20 protein-coding genes are annotated in these 22,041 nt (G+C 62.1%); 10 read left to right on the forward strand and 10 right to left on the reverse strand.

Going from position 1 to position 22,041, the window contains the following annotated elements; genetic code table 11:
* Positions 1–155 precede the first annotated feature (155 nt).
* Entirely contained in the window at positions 156–1,331 is a 1,176-nt protein-coding gene (locus LPW11_RS09980; protein WP_230997973.1) for a PQQ-dependent sugar dehydrogenase, read from the forward strand.
* 78 nt (positions 1,332–1,409) lie between these two features.
* Here LPW11_RS09980 and LPW11_RS09985 read toward each other — a convergent pair whose 3' ends face one another.
* The 4 genes from LPW11_RS09985 to LPW11_RS10000 all read right to left on the reverse strand — a co-directional run bounded on the left by LPW11_RS09985 (position 1,410) and on the right by LPW11_RS10000 (position 4,192).
* A complete protein-coding gene (locus LPW11_RS09985; protein WP_230997974.1) occupies positions 1,410–1,871 on the reverse strand; it encodes a PEP-CTERM sorting domain-containing protein in 462 nt (153 codons plus the stop codon).
* A 434-nt stretch (positions 1,872–2,305) separates the two neighbouring features.
* Positions 2,306–2,635: a hypothetical protein gene (locus LPW11_RS09990; protein ID WP_230997975.1), complete on the reverse strand. Its 330-nt coding sequence runs from the start codon at positions 2,633–2,635 to the stop codon at positions 2,306–2,308.
* 251 nt (positions 2,636–2,886) lie between these two features.
* A complete protein-coding gene (uvsE, locus tag LPW11_RS09995; protein ID WP_230997976.1) occupies positions 2,887–3,786 on the reverse strand; it encodes a UV DNA damage repair endonuclease UvsE in 900 nt (299 codons plus the stop codon).
* Positions 3,787–3,823: 37 nt separating this feature from the next.
* Positions 3,824–4,192, reverse strand: coding sequence for a pyridoxamine 5'-phosphate oxidase family protein (locus LPW11_RS10000; RefSeq protein WP_230997977.1), 369 nt, complete (start codon positions 4,190–4,192; stop codon positions 3,824–3,826).
* Positions 4,193–4,421: 229 nt separating this feature from the next.
* Between LPW11_RS10000 and LPW11_RS10005 the strand changes: the two genes are divergently transcribed.
* Together LPW11_RS10005 and LPW11_RS10010 are read left to right on the forward strand one after the other, a co-directional pair.
* Entirely contained in the window at positions 4,422–4,736 is a 315-nt protein-coding gene (locus LPW11_RS10005; RefSeq protein WP_230997978.1) for a phasin family protein, read from the forward strand.
* A 4-nt stretch (positions 4,737–4,740) separates the two neighbouring features.
* Positions 4,741–6,315, forward strand: a complete 1,575-nt coding sequence (locus tag LPW11_RS10010) for an ABC1 kinase family protein (protein ID WP_230997979.1) — start codon at positions 4,741–4,743, stop codon at positions 6,313–6,315.
* Between the two features lie 66 nt (positions 6,316–6,381).
* Here the strand turns inward: LPW11_RS10010 and LPW11_RS10015 are convergent, their stop codons facing one another.
* The gene (locus LPW11_RS10015; protein WP_230997980.1) at positions 6,382–6,969 is read right to left on the reverse strand and encodes a hypothetical protein; all 588 of its coding nucleotides are present in this window, start codon (positions 6,967–6,969) and stop codon (positions 6,382–6,384) included.
* A 154-nt stretch (positions 6,970–7,123) separates the two neighbouring features.
* Here LPW11_RS10015 and LPW11_RS10020 point away from each other — a divergent pair, with 154 nt between their 5' ends.
* Positions 7,124–8,224, forward strand: coding sequence for an NADH:flavin oxidoreductase/NADH oxidase (locus tag LPW11_RS10020; RefSeq protein ID WP_230997981.1), 1,101 nt, complete (start codon positions 7,124–7,126; stop codon positions 8,222–8,224).
* Between the two features lie 187 nt (positions 8,225–8,411).
* Here LPW11_RS10020 and LPW11_RS10025 read toward each other — a convergent pair whose 3' ends face one another.
* Entirely contained in the window at positions 8,412–8,636 is a 225-nt protein-coding gene (locus tag LPW11_RS10025; protein ID WP_230997982.1) for a hypothetical protein, read from the reverse strand.
* A gap of 443 nt (positions 8,637–9,079) precedes the next feature.
* On the opposite strand from LPW11_RS10025, the gene LPW11_RS10030 reads away from it, so the two are divergent.
* On the forward strand, positions 9,080–11,818 hold the full coding sequence (locus LPW11_RS10030; RefSeq protein ID WP_230997983.1) for a phosphoenolpyruvate carboxylase: 2,739 nt from the start codon (positions 9,080–9,082) through the stop codon (positions 11,816–11,818).
* Between the two features lie 22 nt (positions 11,819–11,840).
* On the opposite strand, the gene LPW11_RS10035 is transcribed toward LPW11_RS10030, so the two are convergent.
* Both LPW11_RS10035 and LPW11_RS10040 read right to left on the reverse strand, forming a co-directional pair.
* Positions 11,841–13,790, reverse strand: coding sequence for an ATP-binding protein (locus LPW11_RS10035; RefSeq protein ID WP_230997984.1), 1,950 nt, complete (start codon positions 13,788–13,790; stop codon positions 11,841–11,843).
* A gap of 63 nt (positions 13,791–13,853) precedes the next feature.
* Entirely contained in the window at positions 13,854–14,240 is a 387-nt protein-coding gene (locus LPW11_RS10040) for a response regulator (RefSeq protein ID WP_230997985.1), read from the reverse strand.
* A gap of 352 nt (positions 14,241–14,592) precedes the next feature.
* Between LPW11_RS10040 and LPW11_RS10045 the strand changes: the two genes are divergently transcribed.
* From LPW11_RS10045 to LPW11_RS10065, 5 genes are all read left to right on the forward strand, one after another.
* Positions 14,593–15,525, forward strand: coding sequence for an NADP-dependent oxidoreductase (locus tag LPW11_RS10045; protein WP_230997986.1), 933 nt, complete (start codon positions 14,593–14,595; stop codon positions 15,523–15,525).
* A gap of 156 nt (positions 15,526–15,681) precedes the next feature.
* The gene (locus tag LPW11_RS10050) at positions 15,682–17,406 is read left to right on the forward strand and encodes an adenosylcobalamin-dependent ribonucleoside-diphosphate reductase (RefSeq protein WP_230997987.1); all 1,725 of its coding nucleotides are present in this window, start codon (positions 15,682–15,684) and stop codon (positions 17,404–17,406) included.
* A 243-nt stretch (positions 17,407–17,649) separates the two neighbouring features.
* Positions 17,650–18,984 (forward strand): OmpP1/FadL family transporter, encoded by a 1,335-nt coding sequence (locus tag LPW11_RS10055; RefSeq protein WP_230997988.1) that lies wholly within the window; start codon positions 17,650–17,652, stop codon positions 18,982–18,984.
* Positions 18,985–19,300: 316 nt separating this feature from the next.
* Positions 19,301–19,771: a MarR family winged helix-turn-helix transcriptional regulator gene (locus tag LPW11_RS10060; protein WP_230997989.1), complete on the forward strand. Its 471-nt coding sequence runs from the start codon at positions 19,301–19,303 to the stop codon at positions 19,769–19,771.
* Between the two features lie 80 nt (positions 19,772–19,851).
* Positions 19,852–20,445 carry a YceI family protein gene (locus LPW11_RS10065; RefSeq protein ID WP_230997990.1) on the forward strand — a complete coding sequence of 198 codons (594 nt, stop codon included), beginning with the start codon at positions 19,852–19,854 and terminating at the stop codon, positions 20,443–20,445.
* 276 nt (positions 20,446–20,721) lie between these two features.
* Here LPW11_RS10065 and LPW11_RS10070 read toward each other — a convergent pair whose 3' ends face one another.
* Complete coding sequence (locus tag LPW11_RS10070; protein ID WP_230997991.1) at positions 20,722–21,027, reverse strand: chaperone modulator CbpM; 306 nt, start codon at positions 21,025–21,027, stop codon at positions 20,722–20,724.
* 15 nt (positions 21,028–21,042) lie between these two features.
* Positions 21,043–21,999: a DnaJ C-terminal domain-containing protein gene (locus LPW11_RS10075; protein WP_230997992.1), complete on the reverse strand. Its 957-nt coding sequence runs from the start codon at positions 21,997–21,999 to the stop codon at positions 21,043–21,045.
* Positions 22,000–22,041: the final 42 nt, after the last annotated feature.

A 22,041-nucleotide genomic window follows, 5' to 3' on the forward strand; every position in this document is an offset into this window, starting at 1 on the left:
CTCCATCTGTACCCACATTTCCTGAACCTTGGATGCTCGCCAACACCAACGGAGGACGTAGAATTGGAGAGCGTGCGGCAAAAGAGCGGCCGCATAAAATGCTACGCGTCGCATGCGACGGAATGGAGTTCAGTTCAGCACCTGAGGAGGGGCAAATGGACAGGCGGAGCAGAACCTCACCAGTCTTTCTCATGTCTTTGGCTGTTTTCGCTGTCGTAGTTTTATCCTCCTGTTCCCGCGAGGGAAACAGTGCTACCGGAAAGGGTGCTCCCGGTTTCCCCGCCTCCCTCACCTTCACCCCGGTGGCCAAAGGGTTTACTGACCCGACGGCGATAGTCAGCGCGAGGGATGGCAGCAACAGGCTTTTTGTGGTGGAGCAGGGGGGGAGGGTGAAGATCGTGCGGGACGGGGTTGTTTCGGCCACCCCCTTTCTCGATATATCCGGACTCGTCACCAGGACCGGCAGCGAGCAGGGGCTGCTGGACCTGGAGTTTCCTCCCGACTTCGCCCGCCGTCGCGTTTTCTTCGTGAACTACACCGACAAGACGGGGATCGGCAACACCTCCATCGACCGCTTTTCCGTGAGCGCCGACCCGGACAGGGCGGATCCGGCCTCCCGCACGCAGCTTCTCCACATCACCCAGCCGTATCGTAACCACAACGGTGGTGAACTCGCTTTCGGCCCGGACGGGTTTCTCTACATCGGCACCGGTGATGGAGGGAAGGGGGGGGACCCACACCGCAACGGCCAGAGGCGCGACACGCTCCTCGGGAAGATCCTCCGCATTGACGTCTCATCGGGCACCAAGTCGTATGCAATCCCGAAGGGGAATCCGTTCCGGAACGAGATATGGGGCTACGGTCTGCGCAATCCATGGCGCTTTTCCTTCGACCGGACGACAGGTGACCTCTACATTGCCGACGTCGGGCAGGATGAAGTGGAAGAGGTCGACTTCCAGCCCGCTGGTGCCGGTGCCGGAGCCAATTATGGATGGAACCGGATGGAGGGGAGCAGCTGCTTTAAGAAAGAGAAGTGCGACAAGTCTGGGCTGGTCCTCCCTGTCGCCGAGTATCGTCACGGCCGCGGGGACTGCTCGGTGACCGGAGGGTATGTGTACCGTGGCACTGCCGCGTCGCTGAAGGGAATCTACCTGTACGGCGACTTCTGCTCCGGGCGCATCTGGGGCCTGCGCAGAGATGGATCGACATGGCGGACTCAGCTTCTTGCGGACACGAAATTCTCCATCTCCACTTTCGGGGAGGACGAAGCTGGTGAAGTGTACGTGGCAGATTACGGCAGCGGTACGGTGTATCGCGTGGGAGCACCTTGAGGGCTAGGGGGGAGGGGTGTGTGGTGCATGAACTGAGGGATGCCCGTTCGAGGCATCCCCCAAGCTCACCTGCCCGTGTTACGCGTTGCGGCGACGTTTGCTGTAGATTGCCACTCCGAAAAATCCCGCTGCCAGGAGAACCATCGTCCCCGGTTCCGGCACGGCCGGGGTTCGGTCGATCCCTTCCACCGTCAGGACGGAATCGACAAGGGTGAAGGAACCGGTGAGGCGGTTGACGGTCATGCTGAGGTGTCCGTACTCGTTGACTCGCCACAGCGCCAGAAAGTCGAGGCCGATGTTCTGGTCCGATGAGTTGCTAAAGCCCATTGCGTCCGGAAGCAGGTTCCCCATCAGGATTATCGCGTAATCAACCAGCCCGAAGCTTTCGAAGTTGAGAACGAGACTGCCGTTGTAGGCGAGATCTGTGCCGGGGACGAACCCGTTGGGGCCGTCCGTGATGTCGTATGTGTGCCGGTAACTCGTGCTGTCTCGGTTAAAAACGTGGTTGTCGTAGGATGTGTCGGTCCAGGTAGTTGCCATCGCCAAGCTCGCCATAACTATCGTTGCTATGAAACTTAAAGCGGCTACTGTCCTTCATGGCTTCCTCCATTACGACCTCTCTCTTTGCCCGGGTAGTGCCCGGAGTACCACGACGTCCTCTCTTGCAACTCCAGGATCCTGATAGGCAGGAGCCCTCACCCATACTCCTGTATATTTACTCATTGCTCCTCCCTATATCAGTGGATTTAGCTCCATTGGTTGGAACGGGGAGCAACGGGGGTGGCCAAGGCTAAGGTGCCGACTTTCCTGGTGTTCGTGAGTCGGTCTGTGCGGGGGATGTTATGCTTCGAACAGGGCGTGTGCATCCAATGCAAAACCATACATCCACCGCAAAGGCGCAAAGGACGCAAAGGAAAATCCGCAAAGAGAGACAAAATCTATAACCGAAGCAATGGGATTCCTGCGTTACATTTCTATGCTTTTTCCTTGCGCGCACTTCTTTGCGCTCTTTGCGCCTTCGCGGTGGGTGTTGCCTTTGCCTGAAACCAAACCCAGACATCCACCGCTATCCTCGTCTGCTCGTTGCGCATGCGAATCTGCTTTTCCGGAGCCGGAAAGAGTTGTAAGGTACGAGTTGAAAGGTTTTGGAGGGTAGGAATGTCGAAACGCGGCAAGCAGAAAAAAGCAGAAAATGTCGAAAAACGAAGGGTCCAGATGGAAGAGGCGATGGAGTGCTTAGCCATCAAGCAGGCTGCGGAGACACAGTTGCAGTCGGCTTTCAGAAGGAAACCGAAGCGGTGCACCTTCCGTTATTGCCTCCGCTATGTTGACCCCTCTTGTACCGTTTGCCCCTACTGCGGCAGCCGGCTAGACGCCGGCGAGGATGCGGCCATGGCCTCCCTCTCCCACAGGCCGGCGATGCAGGGGTGCTGAACACATAGCCTTCCGGCGGGGTTCGGTGAGACCCCGTCTTCAGCAGTCTACTCCACCCACGCACGCTCCAAGCTCCACATGAGGGGCCACCCCCCTGCAGGCCGTTCAAACCGATCGATCCTCACAGCTTCAGGTCGCGCATCAGGCGCAAGACTGCCAGCTCCTTTGCCTTCGCCTCGACATCGAGGGTCATGCTGCGTCCCAGCCACTCTTCGGGGAAGTCAGCGGGGTCGATGTAGTCGGCGTGCGGTTTCGGATCTGCCCCACCCCAACCGGCACGCGGGGAGGAGATGTGGCAGTACTGCTCCCGCTTCGAGGGCAGCCACGTCTCGCCAGAAAGGTATGTCGCTTCCTCGATGGAGAGGCCGTCGCCGTTGCAGCGGTGGTGGTGCACGTCGTAAACCAGAGGGATTCCCGTTTTGTAGCAGGCTGGAAGGAGGTCGCGCACGGTGTAGCTTATGTCATCATTTTCCAGTGCCAGCCGCGTCCTCACCCTTTCCGGCAGATCGCCATACACCTCGCAGAAGCGCACCAGTGCCTGCTCCTTGCTCCCGTAGACACCGCCGGCGTGCAGGGTGATGACATCCGCCCCCACGGCCTCGGCGACCTCGGCCTGGGCATCGAGTTCCCGTATGGCGCTGGCAACGACGGCAGGAGTTGGGGAGGAGAGGACGATGAACTGGTCGGGGTGGAAGCTGAGGCGGATGTCGTGCTCCTTTGCAAAGGTCTTCGCCCTCCCCAGAAAGTCGACTATCTCAGGCGCCTGAGGGAGCTCATCAACCGTGTACCCCACCTCCGGGTGCGTCATGCGCGGAAAGAGGCCGGAGAGAATGCGGAAGGCGCCTATCTTCAGCCGCGAGACCGTCTGCAGGGCCAGAAGGAGGTTTCCGGCGTTGCCGGTGCAGAGTGTTGACAACTTTTCCAGTTGCTCCCTGCGCGGCAACGCCGACAGGGCCTTTGCCGTGGTGGTGCGGAAGGGGATCTCCTCCTGCAAAAAGATGCAGCACAGCCCGAAACGCATACACCCTCCGCCCACCCCTTCTTCCTTCCTCTACCTTCTACAGCAGAGGGCGCATCTCGATAATGGCGAAGACGACGGCGTGGGTTATGGCGTCACCGGCACCGGGGCCGACGACTTCATTCGTGTGCTCCTTGATCCTTTGCAGCATTTCCCCCTCCTCGGTCCTGACCATCTTTATCTGAATCCGCACCCCGGTAAATCCTTGCCCGGAGGTCTTGAAGAGAAAGGAGGCGAAGGGATTTTCCCTGATGTTTCTGAAGGTCCGGCCGTCCGTCATTCCCCATACCAGCGTGTTCTCGTCCAGGACATGCGGCCTCGCATATATCGCGGTGTTCACGCTGCCGTCGGCGGCAGCCGTGGCCATGACACCGATCCCGTAGCTCTCGAAGAGTCTGGTCAATTCCATCTTCTTGTCTCCCCTGGGTGGCTCCGAGACTCGTCCGGTCGCACTGGATCGAGCCCGCAGCATTCACCTACAATGGTAGCTGTTCGGCGGATGCATAACTACAAATAAATCGCCGCCGTACTGCGCATGCCGCCCCTATCGCTTCTTTGCCGCGACAACGATAAAATTGAATGGAAGTCCTGTCGGTGCAGCGGTTTTTTCCGGCGGGCGTTACCGTAAAGGAGTGACCATGAGAGACAAGCTTGAGCAGCTGATGTACTTCGGCCTCGGTGCCGCGATCCTCGCAAAGGAAAAGTTGGAGCAGGCGGGAGAATCGACACGCGGGTTCAGGGAAGAGGGGGACCGGAGAGCGCGGGAATTCTTCGAGAAAACGGTGGCGAAGGGGACCGAGGAACGGGAGCAGGTGAAGTCGAGCATAAAGGATCTGCTGAAGGAAGCGATGGACGAGCTCGGCCTCGCGAAGCGCACCGACGTCACCGCCTTGCGTGCGGAGGTCGATGCGCTCCGGGCGGAGCTGGCGAGGTCGCGCCAGGGGCAGCCGTGATGCCGTGAGCAGCATCCGCCTCCTTGTCCGGCTTTACCACCCGCTTCGGATCTACACGGTATTCCGTGTCCTCCTGACGGTCTTCCTGCTGATCCGCAGGCGCCCCAGCTGGCTGGGGATGTACCCCTTGGCGCCGGCGCCGCTCGTTTCGGCCATCGAGGAACTGGGTCCGAGCTTCATAAAGCTCGCCCAGGTCCTCGCCACTCGTGCCGACTTCTTCGACACAACCTACCTCGAGGCGCTGCGCCAGCTTCACGACCAGCTGCCGCCCATGAGTACTGCGGACTTCCGTGCCGTCTTCGGACGAGCTTTCCGCGGCGCGGAATGCTTCGCCACCTTCGAGGAGAGACCGATAGCCTGCGCCTCCATCGGGCAGGTCCACCGGGCGATACTTCTGACGGGGGAGCAGGTGGCCGTGAAGCTGCGCCGCAACCGCGTCGAGCGCGTGGTCCGGGAGGACATCCGTCTCCTGGGGTGGTTTCTGGCGATCCTGCACCCCCTTTTCGCGGAGTACACCCGCAACTCCATCGAGGCGGTCCTCTCCGCCTTCAGCCGCACCATCGTCCAGGAAGTGGACATGCAGGTGGAGGTGGCAAACCTTGAGCGCTTCCGCCAGACCTATCCCAACTCCGGTGTCCGTTTTCCCGTCCCCTATCGCGCCTATTCCTCTCCCGATGCACTGGTAATGAGCTACGAGGAGGGGATTCGCTTCGACGACCGTGAGGAGCTGGCGCGTCTGCAGGTTCCCTTCGACACCCTCATGGAGAAGCTCGTCCTCTTCTACACGGAGCAGATGCTGGTGAAGGGGTTCTTCCACGCCGACCCTCACCCCGGAAACCTCCTGGTGACGCTGGACGGCGATCTGGTCCTCCTCGACTTCGGAATGGTGAGCCGCATACCGCAGGGGACGCGCCTCGCCATGATCAACACGGTGAAGGCGGCGTACGAGCGCGACTTCGATCTGCTGGTGCAGGCGACGCGAAAGCTCGGGATCATCACCGACACCGTGCCGCAGGACCAGCTCGCCGGCCTCGCCGAAGACATCTTCCACATCTTCGACAACGAGCATCTCAGTGCCACCTCCATGCAGGAACTCGCCTTCGGCGTCATGGACACCATGAAGGACTACCCCTTCAAGCTCCCGCAGGAAATAATCTACGTGATGCGTGCGAGCTCCATCATCGAGGGGCTCGGCACGAGCTATATCGAGAACTTCAACGGCATAAAGGACATCCTGCCGATCCTCAAGGCGAACCTCGGGCGGGCGCTGGGGGAGGGGAACGACCTCTGGGGGATGGTGGGGCACGAAATCAGGCAGCTTCCGCTGACGCTGGTAAAGGCGAGGCACCTCGTCGACACCATGCACCAGGGGGAGCTCTTCATCCGTGTCGCCGAGGAGGACCGCAGGGAGCTCCTGCGCCCCCTGCACCGCTGGGTGCTGCATCTTTCCTGGACGGCGCTGCTGGTAGCGCTCGCCTTCTACCTGCAGCGGATGGAGTCGACCCCGGCGCAATGGCTTTCCGTCGGCTGCCTTGTCGCGGCTGCCCTGCGGCTGGTATGGTGGCGCAGGACACTGTAGCGGAGCGGGACTGGCTCCTTTGTTAAAAGGTGCCTGTCCCACTTGAGGTACAGGAGCCTGCTCGGGCTACTGGGCTTTGACCGCGTTGTCGGCGGCGCCGGACGCGGTCACTGGCGCGGATACGATAGCTCCGGCGGTGGTGGGAATGTTGAGGTGGTGCCCCGTGACGATCTGGAACCCGCCATCCAAAGTCGCCACGGTCGTGCCGGAGGGGACGTTGATGGTCTGGCCGCTCACGAGCGTTATGGAGGTCCCGGCGTTGAGGCCGGGGACCCAGGACACCACCGAGTTGACCGTGACGGTTCTTCCACCCGCGCGCAGGATCTGCTCCGTGGCAGGTGACGCTGTCGTGTCGGTGATGGTCTCGAAGGTGACGATCGTATCTGCGGACGCGATCAGTTGAGTCGCGGTGGAGAAGGTGCCGTTGCTGGTCGTGGTGGTGTACGGCGCGATCCCGCTGGGAGATGAGGATGAGGCGAAGCTGCCGGCCTGCCTTACTGTCGTGGTGACGGTTCCCGAGATTGTGGTGATGGTCGTGTTGTTGGTAAAGATAGTGGAGCCGCCACCGCTATCTTTGCCGTTGGCTTCGTCTGCCGTCTTCCAACCGCACCCACTTACCATCAAAAGCAAAGCGCCCACCACCACTGATTTCATCACGTGCCCCCGTAATAGATTAAAAGTCGGTCATAGTATAGCGTCTTCGCCGGTGTTGCAAGAAGTAGTTCACCTACCCCTCCCGGACGGCGCAGGTGTGGTATCCTCATTCCCTGAACCCCCCGCACCCGGTGCCACCACTAGGAGGTCATTGATGCCACATCTTTTCGAGCCGCTTCCCCTGCGCAGCGTAACCCTTCCGAACCGCATCACCGTTTCCCCGATGTGCGAGTACTCCAGCATCGACGGATTTGCCAACGACTGGCACTTTGTCCATCTCGGCAGCCGCGCGGTAGGCGGCGCCGGGCTGGTGATGACCGAGGCCGCCGCCGTCACGCCGGAGGGGCGGATCAGTCCGCAGGACCTCGGCGTCTGGCGGGACGAGCACATGGAGGTCCTTGGCCGCATCGCCCACTTCATCGCCCGGCGCGGCAGCGTCCCCGGAGTCCAGATCGCGCATGCCGGACGGAAGGCGAGCACTCCTCCCCCCTGGGAAGGACGCAACGACACGCTTGGGGAGGATGAAGGGGGGTGGGAGATCGTGGCACCGAGTGCACTCGCATTCGACGAGGAGAGTGCAGTGCCGAGGGCACTCACGCAGGAGGAGATAAGCCAGGCGGTCGCCGCCTTTGCGGACGCGGCCAGGCGCGCACTGCACGCGGGATTCAGGGTGGTGGAGATACATGCCGCACACGGCTACCTCATTCACCAGTTTCTTTCCCCGATCAGCAACGAGCGCACCGACAGCTACGGCGGAAGCTTCGAGAACCGCACGCGCCTGGCGCGGGAGATCGTGTCGGCGGTACGGAAGGTCTGGCCGGACGAGCTGCCACTCCTGATGAGGGTCTCCTGTACCGACTGGTTTGACGGGGGATGGGATCTGGAGCAGACGGTGGAACTGGTGCGTCAGCTTGGGCCGCTCGGTGTTGATCTGGTGGACTGCTCCTCCGGCGGAACGGTTCCCCACGCAAAGATCCCGATCGGGCCGGGGTACCAGACGCCGTTCGCGGAAGAGATCAGGCGCCGGACCGGGATGAAGACGGGAGCGGTGGGGCTGATAACTGCGCCGATGCAGGCCGACCACATCGTGCGCACCGGGCAGGCCGACATCGTGCTTCTCGCCCGGGAACTGCTGCGCGACCCCTACTGGCCTCTGAAGGCCGCCCGGGAGTTGCGCCACGTTGTGGCGTGGCCGGCCCAGTATCTGCGTGCCGCCCCGCGCGACACACCGGCGTATTTGCCGGAGCCGGAGTGAGTGGAGAGCAGGAGCAAAGACGTGCCCTCACTCAAAACGGGAGGAGAGGGCGGTCACCGTAGGCCGGGATAAGCCGACAGGCGTTCCCGGCAGTCCACCACAGAGTAAGAGGATGTGTGCCGACCGGCGGAGTTGCCGGTAACGCTTCGCTTATTCCGGCCTCCATGGAGCAATCCTCAGCAAGAAATCATCCCGAAGTGCAGAGGTGCCAGAGGCAAAGAGCGGAGAGGGTGAATGCTGTGACGGCGATGGCGAGATAGGACGTGCGGCGCCTGGGGCGCATTGCCGCTGAAGCGGGGCTCGACGCGGGAATACCCCCACCAAAGATCAGGAGCGTACCTTCCTCCACCTCGTCCTGCTCACATACCGTATAACGTCGAGGCTCGCGTAGTTGTTGCACCGGTCCCTGCATCTTCACCTCCTTCCACACGGATCTCTACCTCTCCGCTTCGCACCCCCCGCCCTACCCGCCGCGACTCCCAAAAGATAGCCGAAACCTACCCGCCTTCAAGAGCTATCGTCTGCTTGCCACGCATTTGCCGGTCATGTCTAAGAAAAACTCATCGACGGCACCGTGATGGGCGCGCCCGCTTTCCCCCCCCCCAGACGCTCTTCCACAGCACTCGGTGCTGCGCTCCTCGACCCTCTCTCTCCGGCCGATCCCCGCCCATTTGCCTCCCCCTTCGTTAGCAGGTATAACATCAGAGATATATCCTCCAGCCGTATCACCCGCTTCTCGCCCGAATGTAACCCGTTACAACATCTCGTGTTCAGCACTCCCCCCCCTTTCGTCGGCTCCCTTTCCGGTGCCTGGTGAAGGGGAAGGTGCAGCCGGTTTGCGACAAGGAGACACCGATGGCTCAAATGGTTACCCGCTGGGAATCGGACAAGCTGCAGCGCGATCTGGGTTATCTCATGTCCTGCCTGGGCGAGATGTTCAGCGACCTCGGCGAGGAGCATATCGCCTCCAGCCTCCCATGGAAAGGGGTGGGGGCGGCCGTCTCCGACGACTTTCGCCTTGTGCGCGCCTGGTCCATCGCGTTCCAGCTGCGCAACATGGTGGAGGAGAACCTTTCGGTGCAGCTGCGCCGGGCCCGCGAGACGGAGGAGGGGCTGGCAGCGGCGCCGGGGCTTTGGGGGCAGGTGCTGGAACAGCTGAAGGGGCAGGGTGTCCCCGACGAGCAGATCGCCGCGGAGCTGGGGGAGATCCGGGTGGAGCCGGTCCTTACCGCTCATCCCACCGAGGCGAAGCGGGCCTCGGTGCTGAGGCACCTGCGGGAGCTGTACCTTCTCCTCGTGAAGCTGGAGAACTCCGTCTGGACGCCGGCCGAGCGGGAAGATATACGCGAGGAGGTCATCGCCGTGCTGGAGAGGCTCTGGCGCACGGGGGAGATCTACCTCGAGAAGCCCCAGGTCATGGACGAGTTGGCGGGGATCATCTATTACCTCCGTGAGATCTTTCCCCAGGTGGTGCAGATCCTCGACCGGCGCCTGCGTCATGCGTGGCGTGAGGCGGGGCTGAAGGGGAAATTTTCTGCCGCCGCCGGGCACCTCCCGAAACTTTCCTTCAGCACCTGGGTGGGGGGGGACCGGGACGGCCACCCGCTGATTACCCCGGAGGTGACGGAACAGACGCTGAAAGAGCTGAGGCTGAATGCCCTCTCCCTCATCGACGGCCAGCTCACCACCCTCGGCACCCGTCTCAGTATCAACAACCGTCTCCTCCCGCCGCCCCCAAGGCTGCAGGAGCGCCTGGAAGAGATGATGTGCGAGCTGCGTGCGCGCGGCGCGGAGGTCGTCTCCCAGACGCCGGACCAGCCGTGGCGGCAGATGGTCAACCTGATGAAGGCGAAGCTCCCGATAGACGACTCCGGGACGAGCCAGGTGCTCGCCACCTCCGGGGAGGCGCGCTACGGCAAGGCGGAGGAGCTGGCGGGAGACTTGCGTCTCCTGCGCGATGCCCTCGTCGAGGTCGGGGCCCTGCGGATGGCGCGCGCGGACATGGTGCCGGTGTTGCGAACGGTGGAGGTTTTCGGGTTTCACCTCGCCTCCCTGGACATCCGGCAAAACAGCCGTTACCACGATCGCGCCGTCGAGCAGCTCATGGCGGCGGCGGGGATGGAGGATTGCCGCTTCTCGGAATGGGGGGAGGAGCGCCGGCTCGCCTTCCTGAACAGCGAGCTCTCGTCGCCGCGCCCCTTCGCGCACAACGACGGGCGTCCCGGTGAGGAGGCGGAGAAGGTGATCGACTGCTACCGGGTCCTTGCCGCCCACATCCGCGATTACGGCGCTGCCGGCCTTGGCTCCCTCATTGTGAGTATGACCCGCAGCGTCTCCGACCTTCTCGTGGTCTATCTCCTCGCCCGTGAGGCGCGACTTACCGTCGCCACGCCGCAGGGTCAGGCATGCCTCCTGCCTGTAGTGCCCCTCTTCGAGACGATCGACGACCTCGCCGGCAGCGCCCGGATCCTGAACGACTTCCTGGAGCACCCGATGACCAGGCGCACCCTTGCCCACCTCTGCGGGGAGAAGCCGGTGCAACAGGTCATGGTCGGTTACAGCGACAGCAACAAGGACGGGGGACTCATGGCCAGTCTCTGGGGGCTCTACCGCAGCCAGGAGGCGATGATGGAGACCGGGAGGCGGCTCGGCGTGCGCATCCGATTCTTCCACGGGCGCGGCGGCACCATAAGCCGGGGGGCGGGCCCCACCAGCCGCTTTCTCAGGGGGCTGCCGAGCGGCGCGGTCGGCGGCGACCTGCGTCTCACGGAACAGGGGGAGGTCATAGCGCAGAAGTACTCAAACCCCATGAACGCCGCCTACAACCTGGAACTGCTCCTGGCCGGAACCGCCGGGGTAAGTGTCGGGCAGAAGGGGCAGCCGAGGGAGAGCTCTCCCCTGGAGCCGGTCATGGACAGGCTGGCGGCGAGGAGCCGCGAGGCGTACGAAGAGCTGGTGAAGACGGAAGGCTTTATCAACTTCTTCCGTGAAGCGACGCCGATAGACGTGATCGAGTGCAGCAGCATCGGCTCCCGCCCGTCCCGCCGTACCGGCTGCGCTACCCTGGCGGATCTGCGCGCCATACCGTGGGTCTTCAGCTGGAGCCAGGCCCGCTACTACCTTTCGGGATGGTTCGGTATGGGGACGGCGCTCGAATCGCTCCTCAATGAAGATCCGGTAGCTTTCGCCGAGCTTGCCCGCATCAGCAGGTCGTGGACCCCTCTGCGCTACATCATCGGCAATGTCGCCACGAGCATCGCCACCGCCAGTCCGGAGGTGATGTGCGCCTATGCCGGTCTGGTGCAGGACCCGGGGGTGCGGGACCGCTTCCTCTCCACCATACGGGAGGAGTACGATCTCACCACCAGCGTGCTGGAGGAGATTTACGGAGGGCGGCTTTCCGAGCGTCGCGCCGTCGTTCACGCGGCGCTGGCAAGGCGCGAGGAGGCGCTGATGGTGCTCCATCGGCGACAGATCGGGATGCTGCGGCAGTGGCGGGAGACCCCTCCCGACGAGGAGGGATCGGACGAGCTTCTCTTCCGGCTGCTGGAGACGGTAAATGCCATAGCGGCAGGGCTGGGGACGACGGGGTAGGATCAGGGGGGGCGGGGCTGATTCACGGCTGCAGGGGGATGGTGAAGTAGAAGGTGCTCCCTACGCCGGCACTGCTTTCCACCCAGATGCGCCCCCCTATGCTCTCTACTATCTGCCTCGAGAGGGCGAGGCCGAGGCCGGTGCCGCCGTACCTCCTCGTCAGGGAGGAATCGATCTGGGTGAAGTTGCCGAAGATCCCCTCGATGTCCGCGGGGGCGATACCGACTCCGGTGTCCCTTACTGCAAAAAGGACGCTCTCTTCATCTCCCGGCCGGACGGTCACCTCGACTCCCCCCTCCTCGGTGAATTTCACCGCATTCCCCAGAAGATTCACCAGGACCTGCCGTACCCGTCCGGCATCCCCCTCCAGCTCGTGGGGCAACCCCTTTTCGACCTCCCAGGAAAGATCGATGCCGCGGTCCCTGGCGCTGAGGCTTACCACCTCGATCGCCGAACGTACCACCTCGGAGATGTCGAAAGGCTTCTTCTCGAACTTCATCACCCCCGCCTCCAGGCGGGAGAAGTCGAGTACGTCCTCGATGAGTCGCAGCAGAGACTCCGCCGAGCGCCGTGCCATCCCCAGCAGCTCCTTTTGCTCGCTGTTGATCTCCATGTCCAGGACGAGTTTCAGCATCCCGAGCACTCCGGCAAGGGGGGTCCTCATCTCGTGGCTCATGTTGGCGAGGAACTGGCTCTTCGCGCGGCTGCCAGCCTCAGCAGCCTCCTTCGCAGCCTGCAGGTTCGCCTGTGCCTCCTTCATCTCGGAAAAGTCCATGTTGGTGCCGATCATCCTGAGCGCCGTCCCCTCCGCGTCGTAGGCGATGGTGACTGTCGCAGCCATCCAGCGCATGCTGCCGTCGGGACCGATGAGCCGGTATTGGAAGCAGAGCTGCCCGGCCTGCTTCTCGATCCAGAGGGGGATCGACTCCTCCAGAGCCGCAAGATCTGCAGGATCGACCAGGTGTGACCAGGACCTGTAGTCTCTCGTGAACTCCCCCGGCTGAAGCCCGTACAATTCCTCCAGCTCCGCCGTCAGGATCACCTGCCCGGTGACCATGTCCCAATCAAAGACGCCGATCCGCCCCGCCCGCTGCGCCAGGACCAGCCGCTCGTTACTCTCCACCAGCGCTTTTTCGACTTCCTTTCTCTCCTCTATCTCCACCTTTAGCTGCTCGTTTGCCCGCACCAGATCGGCGGTGCGTTCCTCCACCGTGCGCGCGAGCTGCCGGTGGTGCTCCCTCAGCTCCCTTTCCGCCTCCTGCTTCCCCTTTATCTCCTCGGAGAGCTGCTCGTTTAGCAGGGCAACCTCCTCGTTCGCCTCCTTCAGCACCTTGATCATGTCCTGGTTCTCGAAGCGCAAAAGGAGGGATTCCCTGTTGACTTGGTAGTTGTTGTGGGCGATGTACCACAGCAGCAACAGGTAGATGAAGGCCATCGCGGCCATTCCGTAGTGGAAGGCGTCGCCGATGAAGAAGAAATGGATGGCGAACGGCAGAATGGTGGGGATCGCAAAGGCGGGAAAGCCGTAGCGCACTTTGGCGAAGGTGGAGGATGCGCCAGCTGCCATTCCCCCCAGCACGTAGGCAATGAAGACCTGGTGCGGAAGGGAGAAGGTGAACGGTATGTAGCTGATGCTCCCCCAGGCGAGGCCGACGAGGCCGGCGGTGGTGACAAAGCGCTTCTCCCACAGGGCCCCGTCGATGTGCGGCTGCGCCCGGCGAAATGACACGACAAGGAGGGCCCGCAGACCGGTCACGGACAGGACCGCCGTCAGCCAGATCGCCATGACTCCATCAGGAGTGACCTTTCTCATGATGAGGAAGACGATGACTGAGTTGAAGAGGGTGCCGAGAAAGCCGATAGGGGCGACCTTGTAGAGCTGGTGGACCTGCTCCGCGAGTATCTGCTCCTCGTGCACAGGCGGGATCTCGAAGCTCTCTTTCCGCGGGGTCTTTCGCAGATGCGCTATCAAGGCAGCTCCTCCACGGAGTCGTGGTGACCTCTCCTGCGGGCGGCGGGGAGCCGACGCGCCCTTTCAGTGCAGGGAAGGGTTGTGCAGCTCACGATGCTTGTCCACAAGAGCAAAGAGCTTTTCCAGGTCGATCGGCTTTGACATGTAGTCGTCCATCCCCGCCTTCAGGCACATCTCGCGGTCGGCATCGGTGGCGAAGGCTGTCGTGGCGATGATGATGGTATGTCCCCCTCGCCCGGCTTCCCTTCTTCTGATAATGCGCGTTGCCTCGAGCCCGTCCAGCACCGGCATCTGGATGTCCATGAAGATGACGTCGAACCCCTCCCGTTCCCATGCCTCCACCGCGCTCTGGCCGTCGTTGACGACGGCGCAGCTGATCCCCTGGCGCGACATGATGGTGGCCATCAGGTGCTGCATGGTAGCGTCGTCTTCCACAATCAGCATCCGCATCGACTCCTCCTTTCCTTCGCTGCAAGCACCATTAGCGGCTGCACAGTTCAGCATAACAGTTTGAAAATGAAGGGTAAAGCCTCTCATCTCCACCGCGGGAACGCTGCAGGAGCGATAAAATTTACGTTGGCGCATAAAGGTGATGAAGGCGCCCGGAGCCTACCCCGGGGCACGTCGAAGGCTGCTCCTCACCTGCTGAGGTCAGGGACATCGGCTCCGGCGTCGCCTTCAATTGTGTGTCCCGGTGCAGTACACTGGATTGAGAGGTAGCAATGGCTCGGCACTGTGAGAAGGAGGAAGGACGGAACCGGGCTGAGCCGGTCTCCCAAGCCGCAACGAGAAGGAGGATGTGATGAAGGCTGTCCGCTTCGCATCATATGGTGGTCCGGAAGTTCTCGTGCAGGAGGAGGTCCCCCTGCCGGATCCCGGTCCTGGTGAAGTTCTGCTCCGCGTTCATGCTGCCGGGGTGAACCCCATTGACTGGAAGGTGCGCGCAGGCCACCTGAAGGAGTCGCTCCGGAGCCAGCTCCCCCTGATACCGGGGTGGGACGTCTCGGGGGTGGTGGAAAAGGTGGGGATCGGGATGGTGGGCGTGACGGAAGGGGAGGAGGTCTACGGCATGATGAACTTCTCCCGCGACGGGGCCTATGCGGAATATGCCGTTGCCGCGGCGGAGGATCTGGCGCCCAAACCGTCGTCGCTCGACCATGTGCACGCCGCTGCGGTGCCGCTCGCCGCGCTGACCGCCTGGCAGGGCCTTTTCGACGTGGCGGACCTGCGCCCCGGGCAGAGCGTCCTTATCCACGGCGCCGCCGGAGGGGTGGGGCATTTCGCCGTGCAGTTCGCCAAGTGGAAGGGAGCATGGGTTATCGGCACCTCGAGCTCGCGCAACATAAATGTGGTAGGGGAGCTCGGAGCGGATGAACTTATCGACTACGAGAAGGCCGCGTTTGACGAGGTTCTCAGCGACGTCGACGTGGTGCTCGATACGCAGGGGGGTGAGATCCAGCGGCGCTCCTGGCCGGTGATCAGGACCGGTGGCACCCTCGTTTCCACCGTCAGCCTCTCCGTCTCCAACTCCGCGGCGGAGCGCGGCGTACGTGGCGAGCTGATGCTGGTGCGCCCAGACGCGAACGAACTGGCTCAGATAGCCGCGCTCATCGACTCGGGAGATGTGAGGCCCCTGGTAAGCAACATCATCCCCCTCGCGGAAGCCGCCCGGGCGCAGCAGCTGAGCCAGACGGGGCATGTGCGCGGCAAGATCGTTTTGCGGGTGCGGGAATAGAAGGGCCGGCTGCCGACGGCATGAGCTCTCCTTTCCCCCATCCATGCCCTCCCCCGGCGCGCCCCCCCCTTTCGCCCTGAGCTTCGCAAAGCCTTCCGCTCGCTGGCGAAGCGGGCGGGGCTCGTGGCGGAACGGTTGCCGTAACCGTAAGGACCGATGATGGAACTGACCGACAACGCGCTCGCCATACTGAAGGCTCGCTATCTACTGCGGGACGACCGCGGAGAGATCATCGAGACGCCGGTGGAGATGTTCCAGCGCATCGCCCGCACGGTGGCGGCGTCGGAGAAGCTTTTCGGCAACGACCCGGCTCCGTGGCAGGAGAGATTCTTCGCACTCCTCTCCAGCTTGAGATTCCTCCCCAATTCCCCCGCCATCATGAATGCCGGGAAGGGGGGCGGGCAGCTCGCCGCCTGCTTCGTCCTCCCCGTCGAAGACTCGATGGACAGCATCTTCGAGACGCTGAAGAATGCCGCCCTCATCCTCCAAAGCGGCGGGGGTACAGGTTTTTCCTTCTCCCACCTGCGTCCGCGCGAGGACATCGTCCGCTCCACCGGAGGGATTGCCAGCGGCCCCGTTTCCTTCATGAAGATCTACAATACGGCTACCGACGTGGTAAAGCAGGGTGGCGCGCGTCGCGGCGCCAACATGGGGGTTCTGCGGGTAGACCACCCCGACATCATGGAGTTCGTGAGGATAAAGCGGGACGTTCACGAGCTGGAAAACTTCAACATATCGGTCGCCGTCACCGACCACTTCATGGAGGCGCTGCGGGTGGGTGCCGACTACACGCTGGTGAACCCGCGCACCGGAAAGGGAGTGCGCGCCATTGCTGCTCGAAAGGTGTTCAACGAGATCGTCGCCTGCGCCTGGGAAACCGGGGACCCCGGCATCATTTTCATCGATCGCATGAACAGGAGCAATCCGACGCCGCTTCTCGGGGATTTCGAGAGCACGAACCCCTGCGGCGAGCAGCCGCTTCTCCCGTATGAGGCGTGCGTCCTCGGCTCTCTCAACCTCGCGAAGTACGTGAAGCGCGGCGACATCGATTTTCCTTCGCTGGGGGAGGATGTACGGACGGCGGTCCGTTTCCTCGACAACACCATCGAGGCGAGCGTGTACCCTCTCCCCGCGATCTCGGCGATGCACAAGGGGAACCGGAAGATCGGTCTCGGCGTCATGGGGTGGGCGGATCTCCTCATTCTCCTCGGCCTCCCCTACAACCATCACGGCTCGTTCGAGCTCGCCCGCAACATCATGAGGTTCATCAGGGGCGCTGCCCGCATGGCTTCGGCGGATCTGGCAGAGGAGCGCGGCGTCTTTCCGAATTTCACCGGCTCCATCTACGATGCCCCGGAGATGCCGAGGGTGCGCAATGCCACCACCACGACCATCGCCCCCACCGGTACCCTTGCCACCATCGCCGACTGCTCCAGCGGGATTGAGCCGCTCTTTGCTCTTGCCTACAAGCGGCTTGTGCTCGACACGGAGCTCACGGAGATGAACCGCTACTTCGTGAAGACCGCCCAGAAACTCGGTATCTACTCTGAAAGCCTCATGCGTGACGTCATGAGTCGCGGGAGCCTTGCCGGAATTGCCGCAGTTCCAGCGGAGATCGCGAAGATATTCCGTACCGCCCTCGAAATTCCGCCGGCCGATCACATAGAGATGCAGGCCGCCTTCCAGGAGTACACGGACAATGCGGTGTCAAAGACCATCAACCTCCCTCCGGAAGCGACGAAGGAAGATGTGGCGGGGGCATATCTCCTGGCCTACGAGAAGGGGGTGAAAGGGGTCACCGTCTTTCGGTATGGCGGGAAGAAAGGGACGCTGGTGAAGTTTTCCGACAGCGATTTCGATGGCCCAAGGTCGCGCCAGTAGTCCCCGTAGTTGCTCCACACTCTGTTGATATTCCTTCGGCGTCTGCCCTTTATCCCCCTCCAGCACGCTCCAATCCCCAACTTCATGCACCGATAGCCCCTCAGATGTTTGCCATTTCCCAATGAGATGAGAAAATGGAGGGCGTGCCGGAGAAGTAGCGGGAGCTTTTGCGGTATCAGATCGTGTGCGCACGTGGTGTTGCAGGTGGTGGGATCGAGAAATCCGTGAGAAAGCGAGGGCATCATGAACCACAACATCGGCAAGTGGAAATGGGGCGTAATGGCTGTGGTTACCGCATCGTGGATAGCGGGAGGGAGCTCTGCCGCTCATGGCTCCGGATTCGCCCTTCTGGAACAGAGCGCGAAAGAGCTTGGATCTGCGTATGCAGGTGGCGCCGCAGCCGCGGAGGATGCCAGCACCATCTACTTCAATCCCGCAGGGCTTGTGCTCATACCGGGAGGGCAACTTGTCGGTGCGGCCCACGGCATCTTTCCGGTGGCGCACTTCAGGAACGACAACTCCCGCCATGTCACGGGGGCCCCCCTTACCGGCGACAACGACGACGGCGGCCAGATGGTCCCGGTTGCGGCGCTCTTTTATTCCCGCCAGGTAAGTGACCGGCTCCACCTCGGTATCGGGCTCTATTCCCCCTTTGGCTTGAGCACGAACTATGATCCCTCCTGGGTAGGGCGCTACCACGCGGTGAAGTCGGAGCTGGTGACCTTGAACATCAACCCCGCCATCGCGTACAGGGTGAATGACCACCTGAGCCTGGGGGCGGGGGTGGACGTCCAGTACGCAAAGGCAAAGCTATCGAGCGCCATCGATTTCGGCACCATCTTCGGCGCCGCCGGATTGCCGGGGTACACGCCGCAGGGGAACGACGGCATGGTGACCATGAAGGGGGACAGCTGGGGGGTCGGTTTCAACCTCGGGATGCTGTACCAGTTCACCCCCGGGACCCGGGTTGGTATAACGTACCGTTCCCGCATCGATCACACGCTGAAGGGATCGGCCGATTTTTCCGGCACACCCTCAGTAAATCCGAGCGGCAGGTTCGTCGCTTCGGGTGTAAAGGCCGACGTGACCCTTCCGGACAGCGCTTCCTTCAGCGTGTGGCACAACATCACGAAAGACTTCGCCGTCACGACCGATTTCACCTGGACCGACTGGTCCACCTTCGACGAGCTCCGCATCCGCTTTGACAACCCCAGCGAGAGAGATGCGGTGACCACCACGAGCTGGCACAACACCTGGCGCTACTCACTCGGCCTGATCTACGCGCCAGGCCCCTGGACCGTGCGAGCCGGCACTGCCTACGACCAGACACCGGTGCCGTCGGCGCAATACCGCACACCGCGCATCCCAGATAACGACCGGTTCTGGGCCTCCTTCGGCTTCGGATACAAATTCGGCGACGACCTCGCCGTCGACGTCGGATACACCCACATCTTCGTAAATGATCCCCGTATCTCGAAGCCGCTCGACGAGGAGAACCGCCTGCGAGGTGCCCTGAACGGCTCTTACACCGCGCGCGTGGACCTCGTCGGTCTCCAGCTGGCCTGGAACTTCCGTTAGGATCTCCCGGTCCCCGGCGCGACCCGCCATGCCGGCGGCACCGTCACCCACCCCAGCCCCCTCCCCCTCACGGGAGGGGGAGTCATGTTGTCATGTAGGCCGGGATAAGCGAAGCGTTCCCGGCGACCGACAGGCCGCTGAAACGGCTGCTCCCATCCCCTGTTCCGATCGCTGCGCCTTAAGCCATAGGCCATTCCGACCCGTCTCCTTTGCCCCTGCACATCCGGAGTCTCCCACCGCAACACTCGAAAAAAAATCTTTACGAGTCACCCGTTTTCATATAGTTTAAATTTAAACCATATCAGTTGGAACTAAAATGACAGAGAAGCGGACGACATTTACCGATGCAGAAAAAAGGGCTCTCGACGCCTACACGAAACTCATGCGGGCTGCCGAGTCCGTCACCTCCCGGACCGCCCGCCACATGGCTGCAGCGGATCTGACGGTAAGCCAGTTCGGGGTGCTGGAGGCGCTGTACCACAAAGGACCTCTCTGCCAGCGTGACATCGCCTCGAAGATATTGAAGAGCAGCGGCAACATCACGGTGGTCATCGACAACCTGGAAAAGCGCGGGCTGGTAAGGCGTGAGCGTGGCGCGGAAGATCGCCGCTACATCACCATCTATCTGACTGACGGTGGGGACGCACTGATAACCGGCCTTTTTCCGCGAATCATGGAAGCGATAGTGGCGGAGATGGGGATTCTGAACGCAAATGAGCAGGAGGAACTGGCCCGGCTGTGCCGGAGCATCGGCCTGAGGGACAGGAGCAGCAACGGCAGGAAATAGCTGGAAGAAATGGGTATTTTCAGGGCAATTCGATGAAGCCAGACCAGGTGAACCTGGTTTACAAGCGGAGGGAACACATCATGAAAGGTACAATTATCAGGTTTTTAGCAGCACTCGCCATCTTTGCAGTGCCGTCTCTCGCCTCGGCAGACTCCTGGACCATAGACCAGGAACATTCCAGTGTGGGATTCAAGGTGCGTCACCTCATGGTCTCCAACGTCAGAGGAGATTTCGGTAAATTCAGCGGCGCGATCCAGATCGACGACAAGGACCTGCGCAACTCCAAAGTGGATGTCATCATAGACACCGCTTCCGTAAATACCGGCGTCGCCAAGAGGGATGCCCATCTCAGGAGCGCAGACTTTTTTGACGTGGAAAGATTCCCCACGATGACCTTTGTGTCGCAGCGGGTTGAGAGAGTCGGGGCCGACCGTCTCAAGGTGCACGGACAGCTGACCCTGCATGGCGTGACGAGGCCGGTGGTGCTCGATGTGGAAGGCCCGACGAAGGCGCTCAAAGATCCGTGGGGAAACCTGAAACGTGGCGCTTCTGCGGTGACTACCATCAACCGGAAAGATTTCGGTCTGACCTGGAACAAAGCGATAGAGAGTGGCGGGGTTGCGGTTGGAGACGAAGTGACGATCGCCCTGGAAGTCGAGCTCCTCAAGAAGTAGCGGGCATAAGGTGCTCGGAAGGTGGCGGAAATGAAAAAGCAGGTTCGGGAGCTTTTCCCAACCTGCTTTTTTGTGGCTCTCGGGTGGTCCGCGCAGCGTGAACCATATTTCCACCGTGCACGAGACCTCGCGTTCCCCCCTTTGCGAAGGGGGGACAGGGGGGATTTGCCTTCGCCAGACTCGGCGCCGGCGCCAGCGGATCGAGATGCTGCCGAAGGCTGCCGGAAACGCTGCGCTTATTCCGGCCTACATTTTCACATACCTTTAACCCCCGTCCTACCGGAGCCTGCGCTCCAGATCCTCTATCCTGTCCAGTAACTCCATCACCAGAGCGAGTGCATCGAAGTTGAGTCCGAGGTCGCGTTTCAGCCGCAGCGCCTTTCGGGCGCGTATTACGCAGTGCGTGGCATAGAGCGGCTCCCCCCTCGTGGAGATCGGTTCCAGAAGTCCGGTGTCCACCAGTCGCCGCATGATCGGCATTTGACACTCGCAAAGCCTGCACAGCTCCTGAAGGGGGATCCCGGGAAGGGAGGCGAGCTCGTTTCTCGTGCGGATGATCACTTCATACTGTGTCCTTGGCATCTCCGCTTCTCCTCCCTACTGCCGCGGGTTGAACCGCGACTCGCGCGCCAGTTCCTCTAAAAGCTCTCTCTCCCGGCTGCTAAGGGTGCTTGGTACCATGATGTGCACCTCGGCGAGCAGATCGCCAAAGGAGTTCGGGGTGATCGGCATCCCTTTTCCCCGCAGCCGCAGCGTCTGCCCGCTCTGCGTCCCCGGCGGAATGGAGAGATTGACCAGGCCATCCACAGTCGGCACCGGGACCTTCGCGCCGAGGGCGGCCTCCCACGGCGAGACCTTAAGCGTGGTGACGAGGTCGTGCTCCTGCAACTGGAACCGCGGGTCGGGGAGGATGTGCACCTTGAGGAAAAGGTCGCCGTCGGCCCCCCCGCCGCTGCCGAGCCCACCCTGCCCGGCGAGGCGGATGAGGGAGCCTTCGGTCACCCCTCGCGGCACATTTACCTCGTAGCTCTTCTTCACCCTGTGCGCCCTGCCGTCCGCCTCGTATTCAAGGCGCTCCAGTTGTACCGTTTTCTTCCCGCCGTGAAATGCGTCGTGCAGGGAGATGTCCAGCGTCGCCTCGTGGTCACGGCCGCGGTGCCGGCGTACTCCGCCCCCCCACATCTCGTCGCTCGCATGCCCCTCCCACCCGCCGCCGAAGAGGTCCTGGAAAAACTGGCTGAACGATTCGGGATCGCCGCTGCGGAAGGAGTAGTGCGTATCGTGGCCGCCGGGGGGCGGGCGGAATCCTTGCCCCCCTTGTCCGGCGGCACTCCAGGCGCTGCCATACTGGTCGTACATCTGGCGCTTCTGCGGGTCGCCGAGGACCTCGTACGCCTCGTTGATTCCCTTGAAGTTCTCTTCTGCGTCAGCCGCCTTGTTTATGTCGGGGTGGTATTTCCGGGCCAGCTTCCGGTACGCCTTCTGGATCTCGTCCTGGCTCGCGGTCTTGCCGACGCCGAGTGTCTTGTAATAGTCCTGGTAGGTCGCTGCCATAGCTTTTCACCTGCGCGATCTGCAGTTCCTGGAATTTTGTAA

Source organism: Geomonas sp. RF6 (assembly GCF_021044625.1).
Taxonomy (GTDB): Bacteria; Desulfobacterota; Desulfuromonadia; order Geobacterales; family Geobacteraceae; genus RF6.

Coding starts and splice junctions, on each gene's coding strand:
- LPW11_RS09980 (WP_230997973.1), top strand. CDS start 156: ATGGACAGGCGGAGCAGAACCTCACCAGTCTTTCTCATGTCTTTGGCT.
- LPW11_RS09985 (WP_230997974.1), bottom strand. CDS start 1,871: ATGGCAACTACCTGGACCGACACATCCTACGACAACCACGTTTTTAAC.
- uvsE (WP_230997976.1), bottom strand. CDS start 3,786: ATGCGTTTCGGGCTGTGCTGCATCTTTTTGCAGGAGGAGATCCCCTTC.
- LPW11_RS10000 (WP_230997977.1), bottom strand. CDS start 4,192: ATGGAATTGACCAGACTCTTCGAGAGCTACGGGATCGGTGTCATGGCC.
- LPW11_RS10005 (WP_230997978.1), top strand. CDS start 4,422: ATGAGAGACAAGCTTGAGCAGCTGATGTACTTCGGCCTCGGTGCCGCG.
- LPW11_RS10015 (WP_230997980.1), bottom strand. CDS start 6,969: ATGAAATCAGTGGTGGTGGGCGCTTTGCTTTTGATGGTAAGTGGGTGC.
- LPW11_RS10020 (WP_230997981.1), top strand. CDS start 7,124: ATGCCACATCTTTTCGAGCCGCTTCCCCTGCGCAGCGTAACCCTTCCG.
- LPW11_RS10025 (WP_230997982.1), bottom strand. CDS start 8,636: ATGCAGGGACCGGTGCAACAACTACGCGAGCCTCGACGTTATACGGTA.
- LPW11_RS10030 (WP_230997983.1), top strand. CDS start 9,080: ATGGCTCAAATGGTTACCCGCTGGGAATCGGACAAGCTGCAGCGCGAT.
- LPW11_RS10040 (WP_230997985.1), bottom strand. CDS start 14,240: ATGCGGATGCTGATTGTGGAAGACGACGCTACCATGCAGCACCTGATG.
- LPW11_RS10045 (WP_230997986.1), top strand. CDS start 14,593: ATGAAGGCTGTCCGCTTCGCATCATATGGTGGTCCGGAAGTTCTCGTG.
- LPW11_RS10050 (WP_230997987.1), top strand. CDS start 15,682: ATGATGGAACTGACCGACAACGCGCTCGCCATACTGAAGGCTCGCTAT.
- LPW11_RS10055 (WP_230997988.1), top strand. CDS start 17,650: ATGAACCACAACATCGGCAAGTGGAAATGGGGCGTAATGGCTGTGGTT.
- LPW11_RS10060 (WP_230997989.1), top strand. CDS start 19,301: ATGACAGAGAAGCGGACGACATTTACCGATGCAGAAAAAAGGGCTCTC.
- LPW11_RS10065 (WP_230997990.1), top strand. CDS start 19,852: ATGAAAGGTACAATTATCAGGTTTTTAGCAGCACTCGCCATCTTTGCA.
- LPW11_RS10070 (WP_230997991.1), bottom strand. CDS start 21,027: ATGCCAAGGACACAGTATGAAGTGATCATCCGCACGAGAAACGAGCTC.
- LPW11_RS10075 (WP_230997992.1), bottom strand. CDS start 21,999: ATGGCAGCGACCTACCAGGACTATTACAAGACACTCGGCGTCGGCAAG.